The organism is Kitasatospora sp. NPDC087314 (assembly GCF_044744365.1).
Taxonomy (GTDB): domain Bacteria; phylum Actinomycetota; class Actinomycetes; order Streptomycetales; family Streptomycetaceae; genus Kitasatospora.
The window spans coordinates 139,198-158,553 of record NZ_JBIUYE010000017.1 but is presented as its reverse complement, the minus strand read 5'-3'; the positions used below and the strand labels follow the sequence as shown (position 1 = coordinate 158,553).

Sequence of the window (19,356 nt, the reverse complement as noted above, 5' to 3'; positions counted from 1 at the left end):
CCGCGGCGGGCCGCAGAGACCAGGTACGACCCGGGGTGACCGGGGGAGGAGCCCGCTGCATGTGGGATGAGGCGTTTCCCAGCTTTCTGATCGGGCTACGCGAAGGCCTGGAAGCCGGACTGATCGTGTCGATCCTGGTCGCCACGCTCGTCCGGTTCGGCCAGAAGGCCCGGTTGCCGCAGGTGTGGACCGGCGTCGCGGCGGCCATCGCGCTCAGCCTGAGCTTCGGCGCGGTGCTCACCTTCACCGCCGCCAACCTCTCCGGCCACGCCCAGGAGGCGTTCGGCGGGGTGCTGAGCCTGATCGCGGTCGGCTTCGTCACCGCGATGGTGTTCTGGATGCGGCGCTCGGCGCGCACCCTCTCCGCCGAGCTGAAGGAGAAGGTCCAGGCCTCGCTGGCGATGGGCGCCGGGGCGCTGGTGCTCACCAGCTTCCTCGCCGTCGGCCGCGAAGGCCTGGAGACCTCCCTCTTCCTGTGGACCAACGTGCGCACCGCCGGGGAGTCCACCGGGCCGCTGATCGGCGCGGCCGTCGGGCTGGTGCTCTCGGTCGGACTCTGCTGGGGCCTGTACCGGCGCGCGCTGAAGATGAACCTCACCCGGTTCTTCACCATCACCGGCGCCGGCCTGATCGTGGTCGCGGCGGGTGTGCTCGGCTACGGCCTGCGCGACCTGCAGGAGTCCGGACTGGTCGGCGGCGCCGGCTCGTACGCCGTCGACCTGAGCGCCCATCTGGACGCCTCCTCCTGGTACGCCACGCTGGTGCAGGGCACTCTCAACCTGACCGTCACCATGACGGTCCTGCAGGTCGTCGGCTACCTCGTCTACCTGTGCATCGTGATGACGCTGTTCGTCGAGGGCGTCCGCGGCGGCAAGGCCGCTCCGGCCGCCGGGAAGACGGCGACGGCGGCGAAGGCGGCGACGGCGGCGACGGCGGAGCAGGCCGAGCCGGGCGGGCCGGCCGAGCCGGTCCGCTCCGGGCGGCCGCGCTGGGTCCTGCCGACCGCGCTGGTCGCGGTGCCGGTCGTGGTGGCCGGGGCCGTGATCGCGGTCAGCGGCGGCAAGCAGGACAGCGCGGCCACCGTCTCCGTCTCCGAGCAGGAGTGCGGCAAGGGCTTCAGCACCCCGGTGCCCGGCCAGCAGGTGTTCCAGATGCACAACACCGGCGACAAGGTCTCCGAGGTCTACCTGGTCAACCCGGCCAGCGGCGCCGTCTACGGCGAGATCGAGGGCCTGGCCCCCGGCACCACCCGCGCGCTGACCGCGACCATAGGCTCCGGCGACTACGCCTGGCGCTGCGTGCCCACCGGCGGCAAGTCCGTCACCTCGGCCTCCGTGCACGTCACCGGCGGCGGCGAGGTCAAGGCCGTCAAGCCGGTCGCCGAGGACGACCTCAAGGGCCCGCTCGACACCTACAAGGACTACGTCAACAAGGGCCTGGCGAACCTGCTGACCCAGACCCAGAAGCTCCAGGCCGACGTCCACGGCGGCGACCTCGCCACCGCCAGGGCCGACTGGCTCACCGCCCACCTCCAGTACGCCTCGCTCGGCGCCGCCTACGGCACCTTCGCCGACCTCGACGGCAAGATCGACGGCCGCCCCGACGGGCTCGCCGACAAGGTCCAGGACAAGGACTTCACCGGCTTCCTGCGCCTGGAGTACGGCCTCTGGCACGGCCAGTCCGCCGCCGACCTGATGCCCGTCGCCGACCAGCTGACCGCCGACGTCGCCAAGCTGGGGCAGGACTTCCCCGGCCAGGACTTCGACCCCGGCGACCTCCCGCTGCGCGCCCACGAGATCCTGGAGAACACCCTCCAGTTCGAGCTGACCGGCGACACCGACCAGGGCAGCGGCACCAACCTGGCCACCACCCAGGCCAACCTGGCCGGCACCCAGGAACTGCTGACCGTCCTGCAGCCGCTGCTCGACGAGCGTGATCCGCAGCTGCTCACCCGGGTCAACGCCGGGATGAAGCGGGTCGGCGACCTGGTCGCCGCCGCCCACGGGCCCGCGGGCTGGACCCCGCTGGAGCAGCTCCCCGCCGATGCCCGCCGCCAGCTCGACGGCGCCACCGGCGAACTGCTCGAAGACCTCGCCCCCGTCCCCGCCCTGCTCGAGATCCGGAAGGCCGCCTGATGACCGACCACACCGCTGCCACCGGAGGCTCCTGCCCGTTCCCGCACGCCGCGGCGCCCGCCCCGGCCGCCGCCGAGGGCGGCTGCCCGGCCGGCCCGGCCCGCCGCAGCTTCGTCCGGGCCGCGCTCGGCGCCGGCGCCGGTGCCGCCGTGATCGCCGGCGGGGCCTTCACCCTGGCCGCCGACCCGGCCGCCGCGGGGGACGACCACCAGGCGAAGAGCGGGGCCGTCCCGTTCCACGGTGACCACCAGGCCGGCGTCACCACCCCGGCCCCGGGCTACGCGGCCTTCATCTCCTGTCAGGTGATCGCCCAGGACCGCAAGGGGCTGGAGGACCTCCTCCGGACCCTGACCGAGCGCATCCGCTTCCTCACCGCCGGCGGCACCCCGCCCGACCTCGGCGTCGGCGCCCCGCCCGCCGACAGCGGCATCCTCGGCCCCACCGTGCCCACCGACAACCTGACCGTCACGGTCGGCGTCGGCGCCTCGCTGTTCGACGACCGGTACGGGCTGGCCAAGGCCAAGCCGACCAAGCTGGCCCCGATGAAGACCTTCCCCAACGACAACCTGCAGGCCGCCGAACTCCACGGCGACCTCTCGCTGCAGATATGCGCCGACCGGCAGGACACCGTGCTGCACGCGCTGCGCGACATCACCCGGCACACCCGCGGTGCGATGCAGATCCTCTGGCGGATCGACGGCTTCCAGAACCAGTCCCGCCCGGACGGCGCCCAGCGCAACCTGCTCGGCTTCAAGGACGGCATCGTCAATCCGGACACCACCTCCGCCCGCGAGATGGACCGGCTGATCTGGGTCACCGACGGGATCGGCGAGCCCGCCTGGGCCACCGGCGGCAGCTACCAGGTGATCCGGATCATCCGGATGCTGATCGAGTTCTGGGACCGCGTCACTCTCGCCGAGCAGGAGAAGATGTTCGGCCGCCGCCGCGACACCGGCGCCCCGCTGGACGGCCACCAGGAGACCGACGCGCCGGACTACGGCAAGGACCCGGACGGCAAGGCGATCCCGCTCAAGGCGCACATCCGGCTCGCCAACCCGCGCACCGCCGACACCGACAGCTCGCGCATCCTGCGTCGCGGCTTCAACTACGACCGGGGTGTCGACAAGGCCGGCAACCTGGAGATGGGCCTGGTGTTCTGCTGCTACCAGCAGGACGTGGTGCGGCAGTTCGAGGCCACCCAGACCCGGCTCATCGACGAGCCGCTGGTCGACTACATCTCGCCGACCGGCGGCGGCTACTTCTTCGTCCTGCCGGGCGTGCAGGACAACGCCGACTGGCTCGGACGGGGGCTGCTCGCGGCGGTGTGACGCCGGCGGGTGTGACGCCGACCGAGGTGACAGCGGGTCCCGGTGCCGGGTGCACCGGGGCCCGTCGGCGTCGCGGGTCAGGAACCGAGGGTGAAGCCGATCACCGCGCCGCCGCCGTCCCGGTTGGCGGCGAAGGCCGAGCCGCCGTGCGAGCGGGCGACCTCGTACACGATGGCCAGGCCAAGCCCCGAACCGGGCAGGCTGCGCGCGGCGGTGGCCCGGTAGAAGCGGTCGAAGACCCGGGCGAGGTCGGCCTCGTCGATCCCCGGCCCGCAGTCGCGCACCTCGACCCGGCGGCCGCGCACCACCACCTCGATCGGGGCCGTCCCGGCCGGGTCGAACTTGGCGGCGTTGTCCAGCAAGTTGCCCACCGCCCGGGCGAGTGCGTCCGGGCGGGCGGTGACCACGGTGTCGTCGGCGTCCACGGTGATCTCCCGGCCGCTGCGCCGCCGGGCCTGCGCGGCGGCCTCGCGGACCAGCTCGGCCAGCACCAGCTCGGTCGGCTGCTCGTCCGCCTTCCGCTCCGCGGCGAGGGACACCAGCTCCTCCACCAGCAGCGTCAACTCCCGGGCTTCCTCGGCCAGATCGGCCATCAGCGCGGTCTGTTCGGCGGGCGGCAGGCGGTCCAGGCTGGGCAGCACCGACAGGTTGGTGCGCAGGCTGGTCAGCGGGGTGCGCAGCTCGTGCCCGGCGTCCTGGACGAGCCGGCGCTGGTTCTCCTTGGCCGTGGCGAGCCGGCCCAGCATCCGGTCGAAGGCCCGGCCGAGCCGGCCGACCTCGTCCGTCCCGGCGGCCGGCACCGGGACGTCCAACCGCCCGCTGGCGGCGACCAGTTCGGCCGCGTCGGTGAGCCGGACCAGTCGGCCGGTGATCCGCCGGGCGAGCAGCCAGCCGGCCCCGCCCGCGAGCACCGCGACCGCCGCCACCGAGGCCGCCGTCCGGAGTCGGAGCGTCGCCAGCAAGTGTTCGGTGGGGCCGAGCTGCTGGGCGATCTGGACCGCACCGCGGCCACCGCCGAGCGCGATCACCGCCACCCGGTAGGTGTCGCCGCGCACGTGCCGCAGCCCGGTCGAGGTCCGCCCGGGGGCGTCGGAGCGGGCGAGGACGCGGTCGTCCGGGGTCGGCAGGAGGTCGATCCGGACGGTACCGGGCAGCAGCTCCCCGTCGGGGCCGAGGGCCTGCGAGGTGACCCGGATCGGGCGCAGCAGCTCCTCGCTCAGGCCGCCCGTGCCGTTGAAGTCGCCGGGGAACAGGTTCTCCCGGCCGACCTGCTGGTGCACCGCCTGGACGGCCGCGGTGAAGTCGGCGGCCTCGTCGTCCCGGATCAGCCGGGCGGCGGAGTGGTAGCCGAGCGCGCCGATCAGTACCGCGACCAGGGCGGCCATCGCGGCGAAGGCCAGCGAGACGGTGGTGCGCAGACCCGGGCGCGGCCACAACAGCCGCGGCCGCCGCAGCGGCCACAGCCGGGCCGGGCCGGTCACGACTCGCGCAGCGTGTAGCCGACGCCGCGGACGGTGTGGATCAGCGGCGTGAGGCCGGGCCGGTCCAGCTTGCGGCGCAGGTAGCCGATGAACACCGCGAGGTTCTTCGAGCCGGGGCCGAAGTCGTAGCCCCAGATCTGCTCGTAGACCGTGGCCTGGTCGAGCACCGCGCCCGCGTGCCGGGTCAGCAGCTCCAGCAGGTCGAACTCGGTGCGGGACAGTTCCAGCTCCCGCCCGGCCCGCCAGGCCCGGCGGGCGTGCGGTTCGACCCGCAGGTCGGCCACGGTGAGGACGTCCGCGGCGGGCCCGGGCGGGTTGCGGCGCAGCAGGGCGCGCAGGCGGGCGAACAGCTCGTCCACGTCGAAGGGCTTGACCAGGTAGTCGTCGGCCCCGGCGTCGAGGCCGGCGATCCGGTCCGGGACCTCGACCCGGGCGGTGAGCATCAGGACCGGGGTGCGGTCGCCCTCGGCGCGCAGGCGGCGGCAGACCTCCAGGCCGTCCGGGCCGGGCATCATCACGTCCAGGACCAGGAGGTCCGGGCGCTGCTCGCCGAGGACGGCCAGGGTCTGGGCGCCGTCCGCGGCGGTGCTCACCCGGTACCCCTCCAGCTGGAGGGCGCGGCTGAGGGAGTCGCGGATGGCCCGGTCGTCCTCGGCGATCAGCACGGTGTGGGTCATGGCTCCGATTCTCCCTGGCGTGCCCACGACGGTTTCCGGCGGGTCAGGGATTGGCCGGGGCGGGCCGGGGACGGCGTAGCGGCGGGCGGGTGTCCGGGCGGTGGGCGCGCGGGCGCGCGGCTCCGGCGGGGCGAGGAGCTGAACGCCGGCGCCGAGGAACCCGGTGTGCGCGGGGTCGGGCGACTCGGTCGGCGGCACCGCCCGGATCCGGCCGTCCGGCTCGGGGCACGGCCTGCCCCGCCCGCTCGACCAGGGCCTCTCCCGGCCGACTTCCGCCGGGTCATGCGGGGGCGTACGGTGGCCACACGGTGGCGTGTCCGCCGGGCGTGCCGCCGGGTCCATGTCGGCACGCCCCTGCCGGAGGCCGCGATGGCAGACCGGATGGCTTTCCTCACCACCGCGCGCGCGGAGCGCGAGCGGCGGGACGCGCAGGAGCGGCTGGGGGACTGGCGGGAGGTGTACCGCCCGGGGGCGCTGCTGCCGGTCGTGGGCGGGCAGGCGGGCCGGTGCATGGACTGCGGCCTGCCGTTCTGCCACAGCGCCTGCCCGCTGGGGAACCTGGTGCCGGAGTGGAACCGGCTGGTGGCGGATGCCGACTGGCGGGCCGCGGCCGCCCGGCTGCTGGCGACCAACAACTTCCCCGAGTTCACCGGGCGGCTCTGCCCGGCGCCCTGCGAGAGCGCGTGCGTGCTGGCGATCGACGGCGCGGCGGTGACGATCAAGAACGTCGAGCTGGCGATCACCGACCGGGCCTGGGAGCAGGGCTGGGACCTGCCGCAGCCGCCCGAGCGGGCCGACGGGCGGCGGGTGGCGGTGGTCGGCTCGGGCCCGGCCGGACTGGCCGCCGCGCAGCAGCTGACCCGGGCCGGGTACGCCACCACGGTCTACGAGCGGGCCGACCGGCCCGGCGGGCTGCTGCGCTACGGGATCCCGCCGTTCCGACTGGAGAAGCACCGGCTGGACCGGCGACTGGACCAGATGCGGGCCGAGGGCACCGCCTTCCGCACCGGGGTGTGCGTCGGCCGAGACGTCGCGGCCGGGGAACTGCGGGCCGGGTGCGACGCGCTGGTGGTGGCGGTCGGCGCGGCCGCCTGCCGGGAGCTGCCGGTGCCCGGGCGCGGGCTGTCCGGGGTGCACCAGGCGATCGACTACCTGACCTGGGCGAACCGGGTGGACGAGGGCGACCTCGCGGCCCCGTCGGTGTCCGCCGAGGGGCGGCACGTGGTGATCGTCGGCGGCGGGGACACCGCGGCGGACTGCCTGGGGACGGCGCTGCGCCAGGGCGCGGCGTCCGTCACCCAGCTCGACATCAACCCGCGCCCGCCCGCCGGCCGCGCGCCCGGGCAGCCCTGGCCGGTCCACCCGAAGGTGTACCGGGAGACCACCTCGCACGAGGAGGCGGGAGCCGCGGAAGCCGGGCCCCGGGTGTTCGCGGCGACCACGGTCGGCTTCCAGCCCGGCCCGGACGGCCGACTGGCCGCCGTCGGCTTCGCCGAGGCCGAACCGGCCGACCGCAGCCCCCGGGCCGGCACCGAGCGGAGCATCCCGGCGGAGCTGGTGCTGCTCGCACTGGGCTTCACCGGACCGGAGCCGGACCAGGGGCTGATCACCCAGCTCGGCCTCGCCACCGGCCCGGACGGGGCCCTGGCCAGGGACGACGGCTTCGCCACCGACGCCCCGGGCGTCTTCGTCGCCGGGGACGCCGGGCGCGGGCAGTCGCTGATCGTGTGGGCGATCGCCGAGGGGCGGGCGGCGGCCGCGGCGGTGGACCGCTACCTGCGCGGCGACACCGAACTCCCGGCGCCGATCGGGGCGTCGGCACGGGCACTCACGCTCTGAGGCGCCGGGGGCAGGCGGTCAACCCGGTGGCGTCGAGCGGGCGTGTCCGCCGCGGCGAGGGCGCTCGGGCGGGCCCGGCAGCCGTACCGCACCTCCGCACAACCCGGCGCGCCCCGCGAGCCGTTCGGTCCCGATGCGTCCCCGGAGTGGTCCCGGGTAGGGCCCGGGGCAGGCCGGCAGTGGGTCAGAGCAGCGGCAGGCGGCGGAGGAAGACGTCGGTGACGTGGTTGGTGTCGCCGCGGACGAGGGTGCCGTCCGCGGAGGTGAACAGCACCGAGGTGCCGAGGGCGTCGACGAACGGCAGGTCCGAGCTGCCCGCGGTCTGCGAGCCGTCCGGCGCCACGCTGACCCGCTCGGTGCGGCCGGTCCACAGGTCGCGCCGGAAGACGTCCTGGGCGTTGTTGGTGTCCCCGGGCACCAGGTTCTCGGCGGTGGAGCTGAAGTAGACCCAGCGGGCGTCGGCGGTGATCTGCCCGTCGTAGGAGTCGCCGGTGGTCGTGGTCCCGGGGAGCCCGACGCTGACCAGGGTCTCGGTGCCCGCCGCCAGATCGCGGACGTAGACCTCGAAGTGGTGCGCCCAGGGGCCGTCGCCGTGCGAGACCAGGGCGGAGTAGACGGCGTACCGGCCGTCGGCGCTGAGCGCGGGGGAGGCCGCCCCGCGGTAGCCACCGGCTCCGTCGGTGCTGGCCAGGACGGTCTCCCCGGCGCGCAGGTCGCGGACGTAGAAGGGGTAGAAGCGGGGCTTGAGGATCGAGGGCCGGCCGTCGTGCCGGAAGGAGTCGCGGACGAACTCCTCGTCGGAGACGCCGTCGAGCTCGGCGGCGGCCTCGGCGGCGAGGGCGCCCGGCTTACCGCTGCCGATGATGTTGGTGGCCTTGGAGATGAAGCCGACCGAGCCGCCGTCGGCGCTGATCACCGGCTCGGCGGAGGAGGCGTTCGCCTCGGTGCCGTCCGCGCCGATGCTGGCCACCCGGGTCTCGCCGGTCCAGCGGTCGGTGACGTAGATGTTGCCGCCCGTCCAGGTGACCGTGCCGGGGGCCAGGTCGGAGCGGTTGGACTGGTAGGCGACGTACCGGCCGTCCCAGCTGAGCGACGGATGGGCGGACTGCCGGCCCTCCTGCGTCCGGGCCGGATCGTGGCCGGTGGACACCAGCTCGGTGGTCCCGGTCCAGCGGTCGTGGACGTAGACGTCCTCGAAGCCGAGGTTCGCGCCGGGGGTGAGGTTGGTGGCGTAGGAACTGAACGCCACGTAGCGGCCGTTGCCGCTGATCGCGGCGTCGTAGGAGCCGTCGGCAGCCTGGGCGCCGTTCGGACCGGTGTCGACCCGTTCGGTCCGGCCGGTCCACAGGTCGCGGACGAAGACGTCGGACTTGCCGTTGGTGTCGCCGGGCACCAGGTTGGCGGCCTCCGAGGTGAGGACGGCGAAGCGGCCGGCGGCGCTCAGGCCGGCGCCCTGCGAGTGTCCGTCGGGCTGCGCCTGGTCGAGCCCGACGGACACCCGCTCGGTGCGGCCGCGCGGCACGTCCGCCTGGGCGGGCGTCGCGACCGTGGCGGCGGCCAGCGCGGCCGCCGCCAGCGCGCCGGCCGCGCGCAGCAGTCGTGGTACGGAACGTGTGCGGGTCATCCGGTCCCTCCCCTGGGTTCCGCCGGGCCGCGTCGAACTCCCCGGCGGCCGGCTCGGGGTGAGCCAACCGCCGGGAGCGGCGGGCGGTCAACGGTGGCCGCCCGGGAGCGGCGGAATCGCGTCACCGGGGGAGCGGGGGATGGATCGGGTACGGACGGCCTTTGCTAGGGTCTGTCCGGTCGATCTTGTCGAGCCCGCGACGTCGGGCATCCGCCCCCGGTCTCCGGCCGGAGGTACCCCCGGCCGGGTGCCCGACGCCGCGGGCTGATCCGACCGGATCGGCCGGACCGGCCCTGGCATCCGGCGGCAGAGGCGTTGAACGGGAGGGGTGGCAGGTGGAAGGCGGCCAGCAGACGGACGAGTCGGTCGAGGTCCGCTACACGCCGACGGCCGCGGACTTCCGGGCGGCCTTCGCGGCCCGGGCCCGGGGTACGGCGGCGGGGCGCCGGGCCCGGAAGGCGAGGTACCTGATCGCCGCCTGTGCCGCGGCCGGCGCGGTGGTGACCTCGGTCGCCGACCGGACCGTCGGGCCGCCGGCCCTGGTGATGCTCGCGGTCGCGCTGCTGCTGGTCGGACTGCCCTGGCTGCAACTGCGTCAGGTACGGCGGCTCGCGGCGGACAAGGGAGAGTTCCGGATCGTCCTCGGCGAGGCCGGGGTGACCGTCACCACCGCGCTGTCGAGCACCGAACTCGCCTGGCGGGAGCTGCCGCACTACCTGGAGACGCCCGAGCTGTTCGTCCTGCTGGGTGGGGACGAGGAGACGTACGTGCTGGCTCTGCTGCCCAAGCGGGGCACCGCCGACCCGGGCCGGCTCGGCGAGTTGATCGCCCGGCGTGCCACGGTGCCCGTCCGGTCCTGAGGCGGACGGTACCGGGTTGCATGGTGCCGGGGCGGGCGTTCACGGAGCGGGTTCCTGGGCATGCCGGTCGTAGCGCCAGAGCGCGGGCAGCGCGGCCGACAGGCCGGCGGACCCGGCGAGGCAGAGCAGGCCGCCGGTGCGCAGTGCGACGCGGACGCCCTGCCGGGCGGCGAGGCCGCCGGCCCGCAGGTCCCCGAGGGCGGGCCCGGCGGAGCCGATCAGCATTTCCAACCCGGCGGCGCGGCCCCGGAGTTCGTCCGGAATGGACTGGTTCCAGATGGCGCTGCGGAAGGTGTCGCCGATCTGGTGGGCGGCGCCCGCGACGAGCAGGCAGAGCAGGACGGTCCACAGGCCGGGGGCGACCGAGGCGGCCGCCGTCGCCGCGCTGACGACGGCCGCGGAGAGCAGCACCAGCCGCCCGTGCCGGTGCACCCGCTCGGTCCAGCCGCCGGTGGCGGCCGCGAGCAGGCCGCCCGCCGCGGCGGCCGAGTAGAGCAGGCCGAGCGCCCACTGCGCGTCCAACTCCGTGGCGAGGAACGGGAACAGCGCGGTCGGCAGGGCGCAGACGGTGGCCGCGAGATCCGCGAGGTAGGTACCGAGCAGGTCGGGTCTGCGCGCCGCGTACCGGGCGCCGTCGACGAACTCCCGCAGCCTCGGCGCCTCGGCGTCCCGTTGCGAGGGGACGGGCCGGACCCGGGTGAGCAGGGCGATCGGGAGCAGGAAGGTGCCGAGGTCGACCGGGTACGCCGCGGGGACGCCGGCCGTCGCGATGAGCACCCCGGCGGCGGCCGGTCCGGCCGGCCCGGCGATGCTCCAGCGCAGCGAGAGCAGGGCGCCCGCCGCCACCAGCTGGCCGTGCGGCACGAGCCGGGGGATCATCGCCTCCGCGGAGGGCTGCTGGAGGCCCTGCAGCGCCGCCGCGAGCCCGGCGGCGGCGTAGAGCGGCCAGAGCGGGGGGGCGAGCAGGGCGTTGGCGAGCAGCAGGGCGCTGAGCGCGGCGAGCGCGAGTTCGGTGACCAGGGCGACGGTGCGGAGGTCGACACGGTCGGCGAGGACGCCGCCGTAGAGGCCGAACAGGATGGTCGGGAGGAGTTCGACCGCGCCGACCGCGCCCACGGCCAGTGGTGAGCCGGTGAGGTCGGCGATCTGCAGCGGGATCGCCGTCATGGTGAGGACCGAGCCGACCAGGGTGACCGTGCCGGCGGTCCAGGTGAGGCGGAAGTCGCGGGAGGACCGCCGGGGCGCGGTGTTCGGCAGCAGCCGGGACCGGAAGCGGTCCGTTCCGGAGGTCATGGGGGCGTTCCTCGCCGAGGCCTTCCGGGCCGCCGGCGCCCCCGTCGTCGCGGTGCGGGGCGAACGCCCGAACGTCGCCGAACAGCCGCCCGGGAGCGACCTCCTGCCCACGGCCCGGGCGGCTTCGGCGTTGGGTGCGTGGTCGTCGATGGGGAGGCAGTCGGCCGGGCTGGTGCCCAGGGCGGCGCAGGTGGTCCCCGGTGCGACCGCAGGGGCGCGGTCCGTCCCTTCCACTGTCGACGGCGCGGGCGGGGCGGCGTCAAGAGGCCGTCCCGGCCCGTCCGCGGCGGCGGCCTGTCAGGCCATCCAGAAGAAGACGGCCGTCATCCGCCGCTCCGGCAGCTCGGCGCCGTAGTAGGTCGTCGCGCTGTGGATGAGGTTGGCGTGGTAGAGCAGCAGCTGGTTGTAGCGGTTGGGGACGCGGACGTCCTCGGTGAAGTGGTCGGCGGGCACGTGCCGGGTGCCGAGCGCCTCGACCAGGTTGTTGTGCGGCGCGTTGACCAGGTTGCCGCCGAGGCGTCCGCCGGGGAACTGCTGGCGGTAGAAGCTGGTGCCGGCGTCCTTCGGCGCGCCCGGGCTGAGGTAGAGCACGGCGGCGTAGCGGCAGAGGGCGCGGGAGTCGGTGTGCGGGCGGGAATCCGACTCCCCGGCGCCGACGACCTGGACGCAGTTGTGGTTCAGCGTGCCACCGCCCGGGGTGCTCTGGACCCAGAGCCGGGAGGCGCCGGTCGCCTTGCGGACCAGGGCCTCGACGCGGGTCAGCTCGTCGGGCTCCAGGCCGGGCATGGTGCGCAGGCCGGGCCAGGCCTCGGGACGGTACGGGTAGCCCTCGGTCCAGTCGCCGCGGGCCAGGCAGCGCTCGCGGACGGCGTCCGGGTCGGGGAGGACGTTGTCCAGGACCCAGAAGTCGCGGCCACGGGTGGGTTTGCGGTAGGGCAGGACCGGCAGGGCGGTGGACCTGATGGGCTGTGAGGGCATGGGCCGACGATAGGGGCGGCGGTCGTCAACCTTCTGCCGTGAGCAGGTCAACCTTTCGTCAAGTGCTGCCCATGGGCGGGGCGTTTCCCGCCGCAGGTCAGGGGCTTGGCCGGACGGCGTAGGTGCCCAGGGCGCCCTCCAGTCGGTCGAAGGCCCGGACGGCCGAGGGTCGGACCGCCGCCGTGATGGCGGCGGCCTCCTCGCCGGCCAGGAGGCGGCGGAACACCTCGGTGAACACCGCACGGTCGACGGCGGCGAGCAGGCCGGCGGCCACCCGGCTCTCGAAATCGACCGGCGGGTCGAGCGGCGGGCGGGTCGGCGGGTCGGTCGGCGGGTCGAGCGGCAGGTCGGCGGGCAGGTCGTCCTCGGGGCCGGTCGAGGCGGTGACCGGTGCGCCGGCTTCGGCGAGGGCCTCGGCGAGGGCGGTCTCGCTCTGCTCGTGCAGTTCGCGCAGCCGGGCGACCAGGGCGGGGCTGTCGGCGACGGTGCGGGCGAAGGCCTGGTCGGAGAATCCGAGCCGCGGGTCGTGCCGGTCGAGGCCGGCCAGGCAGTCGCGGCGGAGTGCGGTGAGGGCGGATTCGCCGGCCGCGCGCTCGGTGACTGCCCGGGCGAGCCTGCCGACGATCTCCTCGTGCAGGTCGAGGAGGAGGTCCTCCTTGCGCGGGAAGTGGTTGGTGACGGTCATCTTGGCGACCCCGGCGGCGGCCGCGACCTCGGCGATGGTGGTGCGGTCGAAGCCCTGCTCGATGAAGAGCCTGGTCGCGGCGTGCGAGATCGCCTCGCGGGTGCGGCGCTTGTTGAGCTCGCGCAGGTTCGGAGTGGTCCCGGTTTCCGTCATGGGGGCAGCGTAGCGCAGTTCGGTGGGTCGGTCACAGAAAATAGGCTTGACCTAATCTCTGGGTTCGTCCTAAGTTTCTTCCGGGTGGTCGGGGCGGCCGCCGAAGGGACGACCAGGGGAGGGCGCATGACCACATCGGTCACCGGAAAGCGCAGGGTGACGACGGCTCGGGCAGCCGGGGCGGGGCGTACGGGCTCTCCACGATCGGTGCAGGCGGCTCGGCCGGCGCGGGCGGACTCGTGGCGGTGGTGGTGGGAGCGGCGCTGCTGGCGGCGTACGTCGGGCACGCGCTGCGGGTCGGCCGGGGCGGTCGCCGGGCCCCGCTGATCGAGCTGGGGCTGTTCGCCCGGCGCGGCTTCGCGGTCGCCACGGCCAACTCCTTCCTGCAGGGCGCCACCCTCTACGGCTCGATGTTCCTGGTGCCGCTCTACTACCAGCAGGTCGAACACGCCGGGGCGGTCGAGGCCGGGCTGTTGCTCGCGCCGCAGGCGCTCGGCACGGCCGTCACCTCGCTGCTGGGCAGCCGAATAGCCGACCGGGTCGCGCCGCGCCCGCTGATCCTGCTCGGCATCGCCTGCTCGCTGGTCGGAACGCTCGCCTTCACCAGGTGCGGCACGGCCGGAGGCCCGGCGGACTGGCTGCTCGTCGCCTCGCTGGCGCTGCGCGGCGCGGGCATGGGGATCGTCCTGATCCCCGGCATGGCGGCGGTGTACGGGAGCGTCGAGAGGGCGCAGGTGCCGGCCGCCGCCAGCGCGGTCAACGTCCTCAACCGGCTCGGCGGGGCGCTCGGCACGGCCGTGCTGACGCTGGCGCTCCAGCAGGCGCAGGCCGGTCGGCCGGGCCACCCTGCCGCGGCCTTCGGGGAGACGTTCTGGTGGGTGCTCGCCCTGTCCGCGCTCGCCATCGCACCGGCCCTGCTCTGCCCGGGCTCCCGTAAGCCCGCCTGACCAGTAACCCTTACCGACCGGTCATCAACCGACCACCATCCACGGAGGAACCATGTTCACCCAGCACCCCGGCGGACTCCGCCTGCTCAGCGTCCACGCCCACCCCGACGATGAGTCCAGCAAGGGCGCGGCCACGCTGGCCCGGTACGCCGCCGAAGGGGTGGACGTCCTGGTTGCCACCTGCACCGGCGGCGAGCGCGGCTCGGTACTCAACCCGGCGCTGGACCGGCCCGAGGTGCGGGCGGACCTCACCCGGATCCGGCGCGAGGAGATGGCAGCGGCCCGCGACATCCTGGGCGTGCGCCAGCAGTTCCTCGGCTTCGTCGACTCCGGAATGCCGGGGCCGGAGGAGCCGCTGCCGGAGGGCTGCTTCGCCGCCCAGCCGGTGGCGGTCGCCGCGGCGCCGCTGGTCGCCCTGATCCGGCAGTTCCGCCCGCAGGTGGTGGTCACCTACGACGAGACCGGCGGGTACCCGCACCCGGATCATGTGATGACCCACCAGGTCACGGTCGAGGCCGTCGAGGCCGCGGCCGACCCGGACCGCCACGCCGAGGCGGGGGAGCCCTGGCAGGTGGCGAAGCTCTACTACCACCTGGCGCTCTCCCGGGCCTGGTTCCAGACCCTGCACGATGCGATGACGGAGCGGGGCGTCGCCTCGGGCATGGGCGAGCTGCTCGCGGGCTGGCCGGACACCCGGCCCGCCCTCGCCACCACCACCCGGGTGGCCTGCGCCGAACAGTTCGCCGTACGGGACGCGGCGATGCTGGCGCACGCCACCCAGGTCGAGCCCGGCGTCGCGTTCATGGCCCACCCGAGGGACATCGAGCGCGAGGTCTGGCCGACCGAGGACTACCACCTCGCCCGGAGCCGGGTGCCGGGTGCGGGCGAGTGGCCCGAGACCGACCTGTTCGCGGGGCTGCGCTCAGGAGAGGAGGACGAATGAACCGTAGGTGGGCCTCCGTCGGCTCAGCACTGGCCGTCGGCGAGCACGAAGTAGCCCGGGCCGGTCTGCTTCAGGGTGTGGGTCACGAAGGTGTTCCAGAGCCCCATGTCCTGGCCTGAGCCGAGGGCGTAGGTCAGGCCGCCGCTCTGGGTGGCCCGACCGGCCCGGACCTGGTTGTAGTTGCTGTCGGTGAAGCACTGCGGAGCGCTGCCGCCGGTGGTCGCCGTCACCGCTGCCGACCGGGCGCCCACCGTGCCCGCCGTGTCGACCGCCGCCACGGTGTAGCCGTACGCGGTGCCGGAGGCGAGCCCGGTGTCGGTGAAGGTCGCGCCGGTCGGGCTGCCGGCCAGGGCGCCGTCCCGGTAGACCCGGTACGAGGTGGCGCCGCTGACGGCCTGCCAGGAGAGCGCGATCGAGCCCTGGTCGACCGGGGTCGCGGTCAGTCCGGCCGGGGCGGGCAGGCCGGGGGTGGTGGGCCCGGTGCCGCCGTCCAGGCCCCAGAACCGCGCGGTGTAGTAGCTGGAGCAGATCGTGTTGAGGAAGTAGCTGCCGGTGGCCCCGCACTGGTCGGTCCCGGTGCCGGGGTTGACCGCCAGCCCGTGGCCCATCCCGGAGATGGTGAACAGCGCCACGACGGGCTGCCCGCCTGCGTCGACGTAGTCCTCCTCGGTGGTGCCGCCCGGCAGGCTCCGGGTACCGGTCGGGCGCTGGCCGACGCCCTGGACGTTCGTCCACTGGTCGCGCAGCTCCGTCGCGTTCACCGGCTTGACCACGGTGTCCGCGCTGCCCTGCCAGATCGCCACCCGGGGCCAGGGTCCGGCGTAACCCGGGTACGCGGCCCGGACCTTGTCGCCCCACTGCGCCGGGGTGAGTCCCTGATCGGCGTTCTGGCAGCCGGAGGCGGCGCCCTGGGCGGTGGCGCAGTGGGCCGGGAGGCCGGAGTCGATCGCCCCGCCGGCGAACACGTCCGGGTAGTCGGCCAGCAGGTCGGCCGCCATCCCGCCGCCGGCCGACAGCCCGGCGACGAACACCCGGTGGCCGTCCGAGCCGTACAGGGCCTTGGCCTTGGCGACCATCTCGACCACCGACTCCGCCTCGCCGGCGCCCCGGGCGTCCTTGGCCGCGTCGAACCAGCTGAAGCAGGAGAGGCTGTTGTTGGTACTGCTGGTCTGGGGGAAGACCACCGCGAAGCCGTACCGGTCGGCGAAGGTGGTCCAACCGGAGTTGCGGTAGTAGTCGTTGGCGCTCTGTAGGCAGCCGTGCAGCGCGACCACCAGCGGCGCGCCGGCCGGCAGTCCGGCGGGGGTGTAGGAGTACATCGCGAGGTTGCCCGGGTTGGCGCCGAACCCGGAGACCTGCTGGAAGGTCCCGCTCACGGTGTCGGCCACCGCCGGGGCGGGCGTGGCGGTGCCGATCGCGAGGGCAGCGGCCGTCAGCAGCGCGGCGACGGCAGGGCGGAGGGGCATGGGGGCTCCTGGGTGGGGGAGGAGTGGGGGCGGCTGCCGAGCAGCGTGGCGCGCGCCACGCCCCGGTGCCATGTGGCGGTCACCCGCGGTCCACCGTCCCGCCATGGCGCGGACCGCCATGGCCCGGTACTGCGGAACGCCGTGCCGGCCTTAGGCCGACCGGCACTTGAGGGACGTGCGCGAACAGGGCAGGTTGGTCCCATGACGACTCATGGGGTAGCCCCCGACGCGACGACCCCGCTGGACGGCCAGGAGCCGCGCACCCGGACTCACACCTGGACGGCCGGCCCGCCGATCTCCGCCTTCCCGCACCTGACCGGAGAGGAGATCCTGCACGAGATCCTCGCCGGGCGGATCCAGGAGCCCGCGATCTGCAGCACCCTGGGCTTTCACCTGACCGAGGTGAAGCCGGGCACGGCGGTCTTCGAGGGCGAACTCGGCGACCATCTCTACAACCCGATGAACACCGTGCACGGCGGCTACCTCGCCACCCTGCTCGACTCGGCGCTCGGCTGCGCCGTGTTGAGCCGGCTGCCCGCCGGGATCGGCTACACCACCACGCAGTTGAACGTCCACATGCTGCGCCCGCTGTTCGCCGACTCGGGGCTGCTGCGTTGCGAGGGCCTGGTGCTGCACCTCGGGCGGACGATGGCGACGGCCGAGGCCAGGGTGGTAGGGGTGGAGAACGACAAGCTCTACGCGCACGCCACCACCACCTGCGCGATCCTGGCGCCCCGCCCGGCGGCCTGACCGGCGACTCAAGCGACGGCCTGACCGGCGGCCCAAGCGGCGGCCTTGGTGTGGGCCCTGGTGGGGCCTTGTCGGGGAACCCTGACCGTGAACGAGCGGGCCCCGGCCGCAGTGGCGACCGGGGCGTGCTCGAAGTGTCGGGGCCGGCGGGGGTCAGAGGGCCGCGAGCAGGCCGCAGAGCGCGAGGAGGCCGCAGATCCCGAAGTTGATCAGCTTGTGCGAGAGGAACACGGCGGCGAACTCGCGGATCGTCGCGCTCGGCCAGTAGTACGCGGCGGTCGGGGAGCCGAACACGTGCCCGTTGACGCCGGTCCGGCGGGCGGTGAGCGCCGCCCGGAAGGCGTGGAAGTTGTTGGTGACCACGACGCAGCGGTAGTCGGGCTTGGCCTGCTCCATGATGGCCTTGCTGAAGAGCAGGTTCTCCTCGGTGGTGCGCGAGCGGTCCTCGCGCTCGATGTGTTCGGCCGGGAAGCCGCGCCCGGTCAGGTAGTCGGCCATCGCGTGGGACTCCGGCAGCTTCTCGTCGGGGCCCTGGCCGCCCGAGGTGATCAGCATCGGCGGGTTGCCACGGGCGGCCTGCCGGTCGTACACCTCCCGGCCCCGGTCGAGCCGGCTGGCGAGCAGCGGCGGGACGCGCTCGCCGCCGATCAACCCGGAGCCGAGGACGACCACGAAGTCCACGTCCCGGCGGGGCCGGTGGCGGCCGTACAGGAACGCGTAGCCGACGAAGCAGACGAACAGGAAGGAGATGTAGCCGACCACCAGGACGGCGGTGCCCGCGAGGACGCCGAGTTGGCGCGAGCGGGTGGCCAGGGCGACGAACAGCAGCGCGATGACGGCGAGAATGCCCAGTCCGGCGAGCAGCGACAGCAGGTTGGCGGGCCGTCTACCCTCCTTTCGGATCATGGTCAGGCCGTTGGAGATCAGGAACCAGACCAGGGCCATCGTGCCCACGGCCGGCAGCAGGATGATCGCGACCGCCACGAGCTCCGCCACCAGCGTGGGCGCCTTGCGGAGTTCGGCGAGCAGGGCGAGGGCCAGCAGGGAGACGGAGATACCGAGCAGGACGGCGTTGCTGAACTGGCGGCGGTCCCGTAGTACCCCTATTCCGAACAACAGGAAGAACAGGGCGGCTGGGGCATAGACGATCATGCCTCGTATCGTAGGCGTAGGCCGTTCGCGCGAATCGACCGTCCGCCCCCGGAGCCGGTCTCTCAGGCGAACCGCTCGATCGCCGCGAGGACCGCCTCCGTCATCGTCGGGCTCCCGGTGTGCCCGGACTCGTCGATGACGGTCAGTCGGGCCTCCGGCCAGGCCCGGGCCAGCCGCCATGCGGTGTCGAGCGGCGAGCCGAGGTCCAGCCGGCCGTGGATCAGTTCGCCCGGGATGCCGGCCAGTCGCCCGGCGTCGCGCAGCAGTTGGTCGTCCGCCAGGAAGGCGCGGTGCGCGAAGTAGTGCGCGGTGATCCGGGTGAACGCCATCAGCGCGTCGGAGGGGCGGTCGCTGTACGCGTTCGGCTTGCCCAGCACCTCGTGCGCGATGACGGCGTCCTCCCAGCGGGCCCAGGCGTTCGCGGCGGCCCGCCGGACGGTCTCGTCCGGGCTGTTGAGCAGTCGGCTGTAGGCGGCCACCAGGTCGCCGTCCCGGTCGGCGGCCGGCAGGAAGTCCCGGAACTCCGCCCACGGGCCGGGCAGGAAGCGGGCGACGCCCCGGTAGAGCCAGTCGGTCTCCTCGGGGCGGGTCGTGGTGACCCCGCAGATCACGATCCCGGAGACCCGCTCGGGGTGGGCCTGGGTGTAGGCGAGGATCAGCGTGGAGCCCCAGGAGCCGCCGTGCAGCAGCCACTTCTCGATGCCGAGGTGTTCGCGCAGCCGCTCCATGTCCGCGATCAGCCGGTCGGTGGTGTTGTGCTCCAGCCCGGTCGCCGGGTCGGCGGCGTGCGGCAGGCTCTGCCCGCAGCCGCGCTGGTCGAACTGGACCACCTGGTACCGCTCGGGGTCGAAGTACCGGCGGACGCCCGGCTGGTGGCCGGACCCGGGCCCGCCGTGCACGACAGCGGCGGGTTTGCCCGCCGGGTTGCCGGAGGCGTTCCAGTGGATCCGCTGCCCGTCGCCGACGTCCAGCAGGCCTTGGGCGTACGGCTCGTAGAGGGGGTACAGCTCGGGCATCGCGGAACTCCTCCGTGGACGTGTGGTCG

At 74.4% G+C, this 19,356-nt stretch carries 16 protein-coding genes; 7 read left to right on the top strand and 9 right to left on the bottom strand.

What is annotated here, in order from left to right:
- The first annotated feature begins 59 nt into the window (after positions 1-59).
- The gene (gene efeU, locus ACIO5E_RS32560) at positions 60-2,135 is read left to right on the top strand and encodes an iron uptake transporter permease EfeU (protein WP_400674815.1); all 2,076 of its coding nucleotides are present in this window, start codon (positions 60-62) and stop codon (positions 2,133-2,135) included.
- The gene (efeB, locus tag ACIO5E_RS32555) at positions 2,135-3,463 is read left to right on the top strand and encodes an iron uptake transporter deferrochelatase/peroxidase subunit (RefSeq protein ID WP_400674813.1); all 1,329 of its coding nucleotides are present in this window, start codon (positions 2,135-2,137) and stop codon (positions 3,461-3,463) included. Before efeU ends, efeB begins: the two co-directional genes overlap by 1 nt.
- A gap of 77 nt (positions 3,464-3,540) precedes the next feature.
- On the opposite strand, the gene ACIO5E_RS32550 is transcribed toward efeB, so the two are convergent.
- Both ACIO5E_RS32550 and ACIO5E_RS32545 read right to left on the bottom strand, forming a co-directional pair.
- A complete protein-coding gene (locus tag ACIO5E_RS32550) occupies positions 3,541-4,944 on the bottom strand; it encodes an ATP-binding protein (protein WP_400674810.1) in 1,404 nt (467 codons plus the stop codon).
- A complete protein-coding gene (locus ACIO5E_RS32545) occupies positions 4,941-5,621 on the bottom strand; it encodes a response regulator transcription factor (RefSeq protein ID WP_400674808.1) in 681 nt (226 codons plus the stop codon). The genes ACIO5E_RS32550 and ACIO5E_RS32545 overlap by 4 nt, the downstream gene beginning before the upstream one ends.
- A 369-nt stretch (positions 5,622-5,990) precedes the next feature.
- Here ACIO5E_RS32545 and ACIO5E_RS32540 point away from each other — a divergent pair, with 369 nt between their 5' ends.
- Complete coding sequence (locus ACIO5E_RS32540) at positions 5,991-7,460, top strand: glutamate synthase subunit beta (RefSeq protein ID WP_400674806.1); 1,470 nt, start codon at positions 5,991-5,993, stop codon at positions 7,458-7,460.
- Between the two features lie 184 nt (positions 7,461-7,644).
- On the opposite strand, the gene ACIO5E_RS32535 is transcribed toward ACIO5E_RS32540, so the two are convergent.
- Positions 7,645-9,084 carry a TolB family protein gene (locus ACIO5E_RS32535; RefSeq protein WP_400674804.1) on the bottom strand — a complete coding sequence of 480 codons (1,440 nt, stop codon included), beginning with the start codon at positions 9,082-9,084 and terminating at the stop codon, positions 7,645-7,647.
- Between the two features lie 335 nt (positions 9,085-9,419).
- Between ACIO5E_RS32535 and ACIO5E_RS32530 the strand changes: the two genes are divergently transcribed.
- The gene (locus tag ACIO5E_RS32530) at positions 9,420-9,944 is read left to right on the top strand and encodes a YcxB family protein (RefSeq protein WP_400674802.1); all 525 of its coding nucleotides are present in this window, start codon (positions 9,420-9,422) and stop codon (positions 9,942-9,944) included.
- A gap of 39 nt (positions 9,945-9,983) precedes the next feature.
- Here the strand turns inward: ACIO5E_RS32530 and ACIO5E_RS32525 are convergent, their stop codons facing one another.
- The 3 genes from ACIO5E_RS32525 to ACIO5E_RS32515 all read right to left on the bottom strand — a co-directional run bounded on the left by ACIO5E_RS32525 (position 9,984) and on the right by ACIO5E_RS32515 (position 13,053).
- Complete coding sequence (locus ACIO5E_RS32525; protein WP_400674800.1) at positions 9,984-11,237, bottom strand: MFS transporter; 1,254 nt, start codon at positions 11,235-11,237, stop codon at positions 9,984-9,986.
- Positions 11,238-11,534: 297 nt separating this feature from the next.
- Entirely contained in the window at positions 11,535-12,215 is a 681-nt protein-coding gene (locus ACIO5E_RS32520) for a DUF6445 family protein (RefSeq protein WP_400674797.1), read from the bottom strand.
- Positions 12,216-12,312: 97 nt separating this feature from the next.
- Entirely contained in the window at positions 12,313-13,053 is a 741-nt protein-coding gene (locus ACIO5E_RS32515) for a TetR/AcrR family transcriptional regulator (protein WP_400674795.1), read from the bottom strand.
- 134 nt (positions 13,054-13,187) lie between these two features.
- Between ACIO5E_RS32515 and ACIO5E_RS32510 the strand changes: the two genes are divergently transcribed.
- Together ACIO5E_RS32510 and mca are read left to right on the top strand one after the other, a co-directional pair.
- Entirely contained in the window at positions 13,188-14,000 is an 813-nt protein-coding gene (locus ACIO5E_RS32510; protein WP_400674978.1) for an MFS transporter, read from the top strand.
- A gap of 52 nt (positions 14,001-14,052) precedes the next feature.
- Positions 14,053-14,943: a mycothiol conjugate amidase Mca gene (mca, locus tag ACIO5E_RS32505; protein WP_400674792.1), complete on the top strand. Its 891-nt coding sequence runs from the start codon at positions 14,053-14,055 to the stop codon at positions 14,941-14,943.
- A gap of 23 nt (positions 14,944-14,966) precedes the next feature.
- Here mca and ACIO5E_RS32500 read toward each other — a convergent pair whose 3' ends face one another.
- Positions 14,967-16,409, bottom strand: a complete 1,443-nt coding sequence (locus ACIO5E_RS32500; protein WP_400674790.1) for a PHB depolymerase family esterase — start codon at positions 16,407-16,409, stop codon at positions 14,967-14,969.
- 201 nt (positions 16,410-16,610) lie between these two features.
- Here ACIO5E_RS32500 and ACIO5E_RS32495 point away from each other — a divergent pair, with 201 nt between their 5' ends.
- The gene (locus tag ACIO5E_RS32495; protein WP_400674788.1) at positions 16,611-17,159 is read left to right on the top strand and encodes a PaaI family thioesterase; all 549 of its coding nucleotides are present in this window, start codon (positions 16,611-16,613) and stop codon (positions 17,157-17,159) included.
- A 153-nt stretch (positions 17,160-17,312) separates the two neighbouring features.
- On the opposite strand, the gene ACIO5E_RS32490 is transcribed toward ACIO5E_RS32495, so the two are convergent.
- Together ACIO5E_RS32490 and pip are read right to left on the bottom strand one after the other, a co-directional pair.
- Positions 17,313-18,311 carry a YdcF family protein gene (locus ACIO5E_RS32490; protein WP_400674786.1) on the bottom strand — a complete coding sequence of 333 codons (999 nt, stop codon included), beginning with the start codon at positions 18,309-18,311 and terminating at the stop codon, positions 17,313-17,315.
- A gap of 62 nt (positions 18,312-18,373) precedes the next feature.
- Positions 18,374-19,327 carry a prolyl aminopeptidase gene (pip, locus tag ACIO5E_RS32485; protein WP_400674784.1) on the bottom strand — a complete coding sequence of 318 codons (954 nt, stop codon included), beginning with the start codon at positions 19,325-19,327 and terminating at the stop codon, positions 18,374-18,376.
- Between the last annotated feature and the right edge of the window lie 29 nt (positions 19,328-19,356).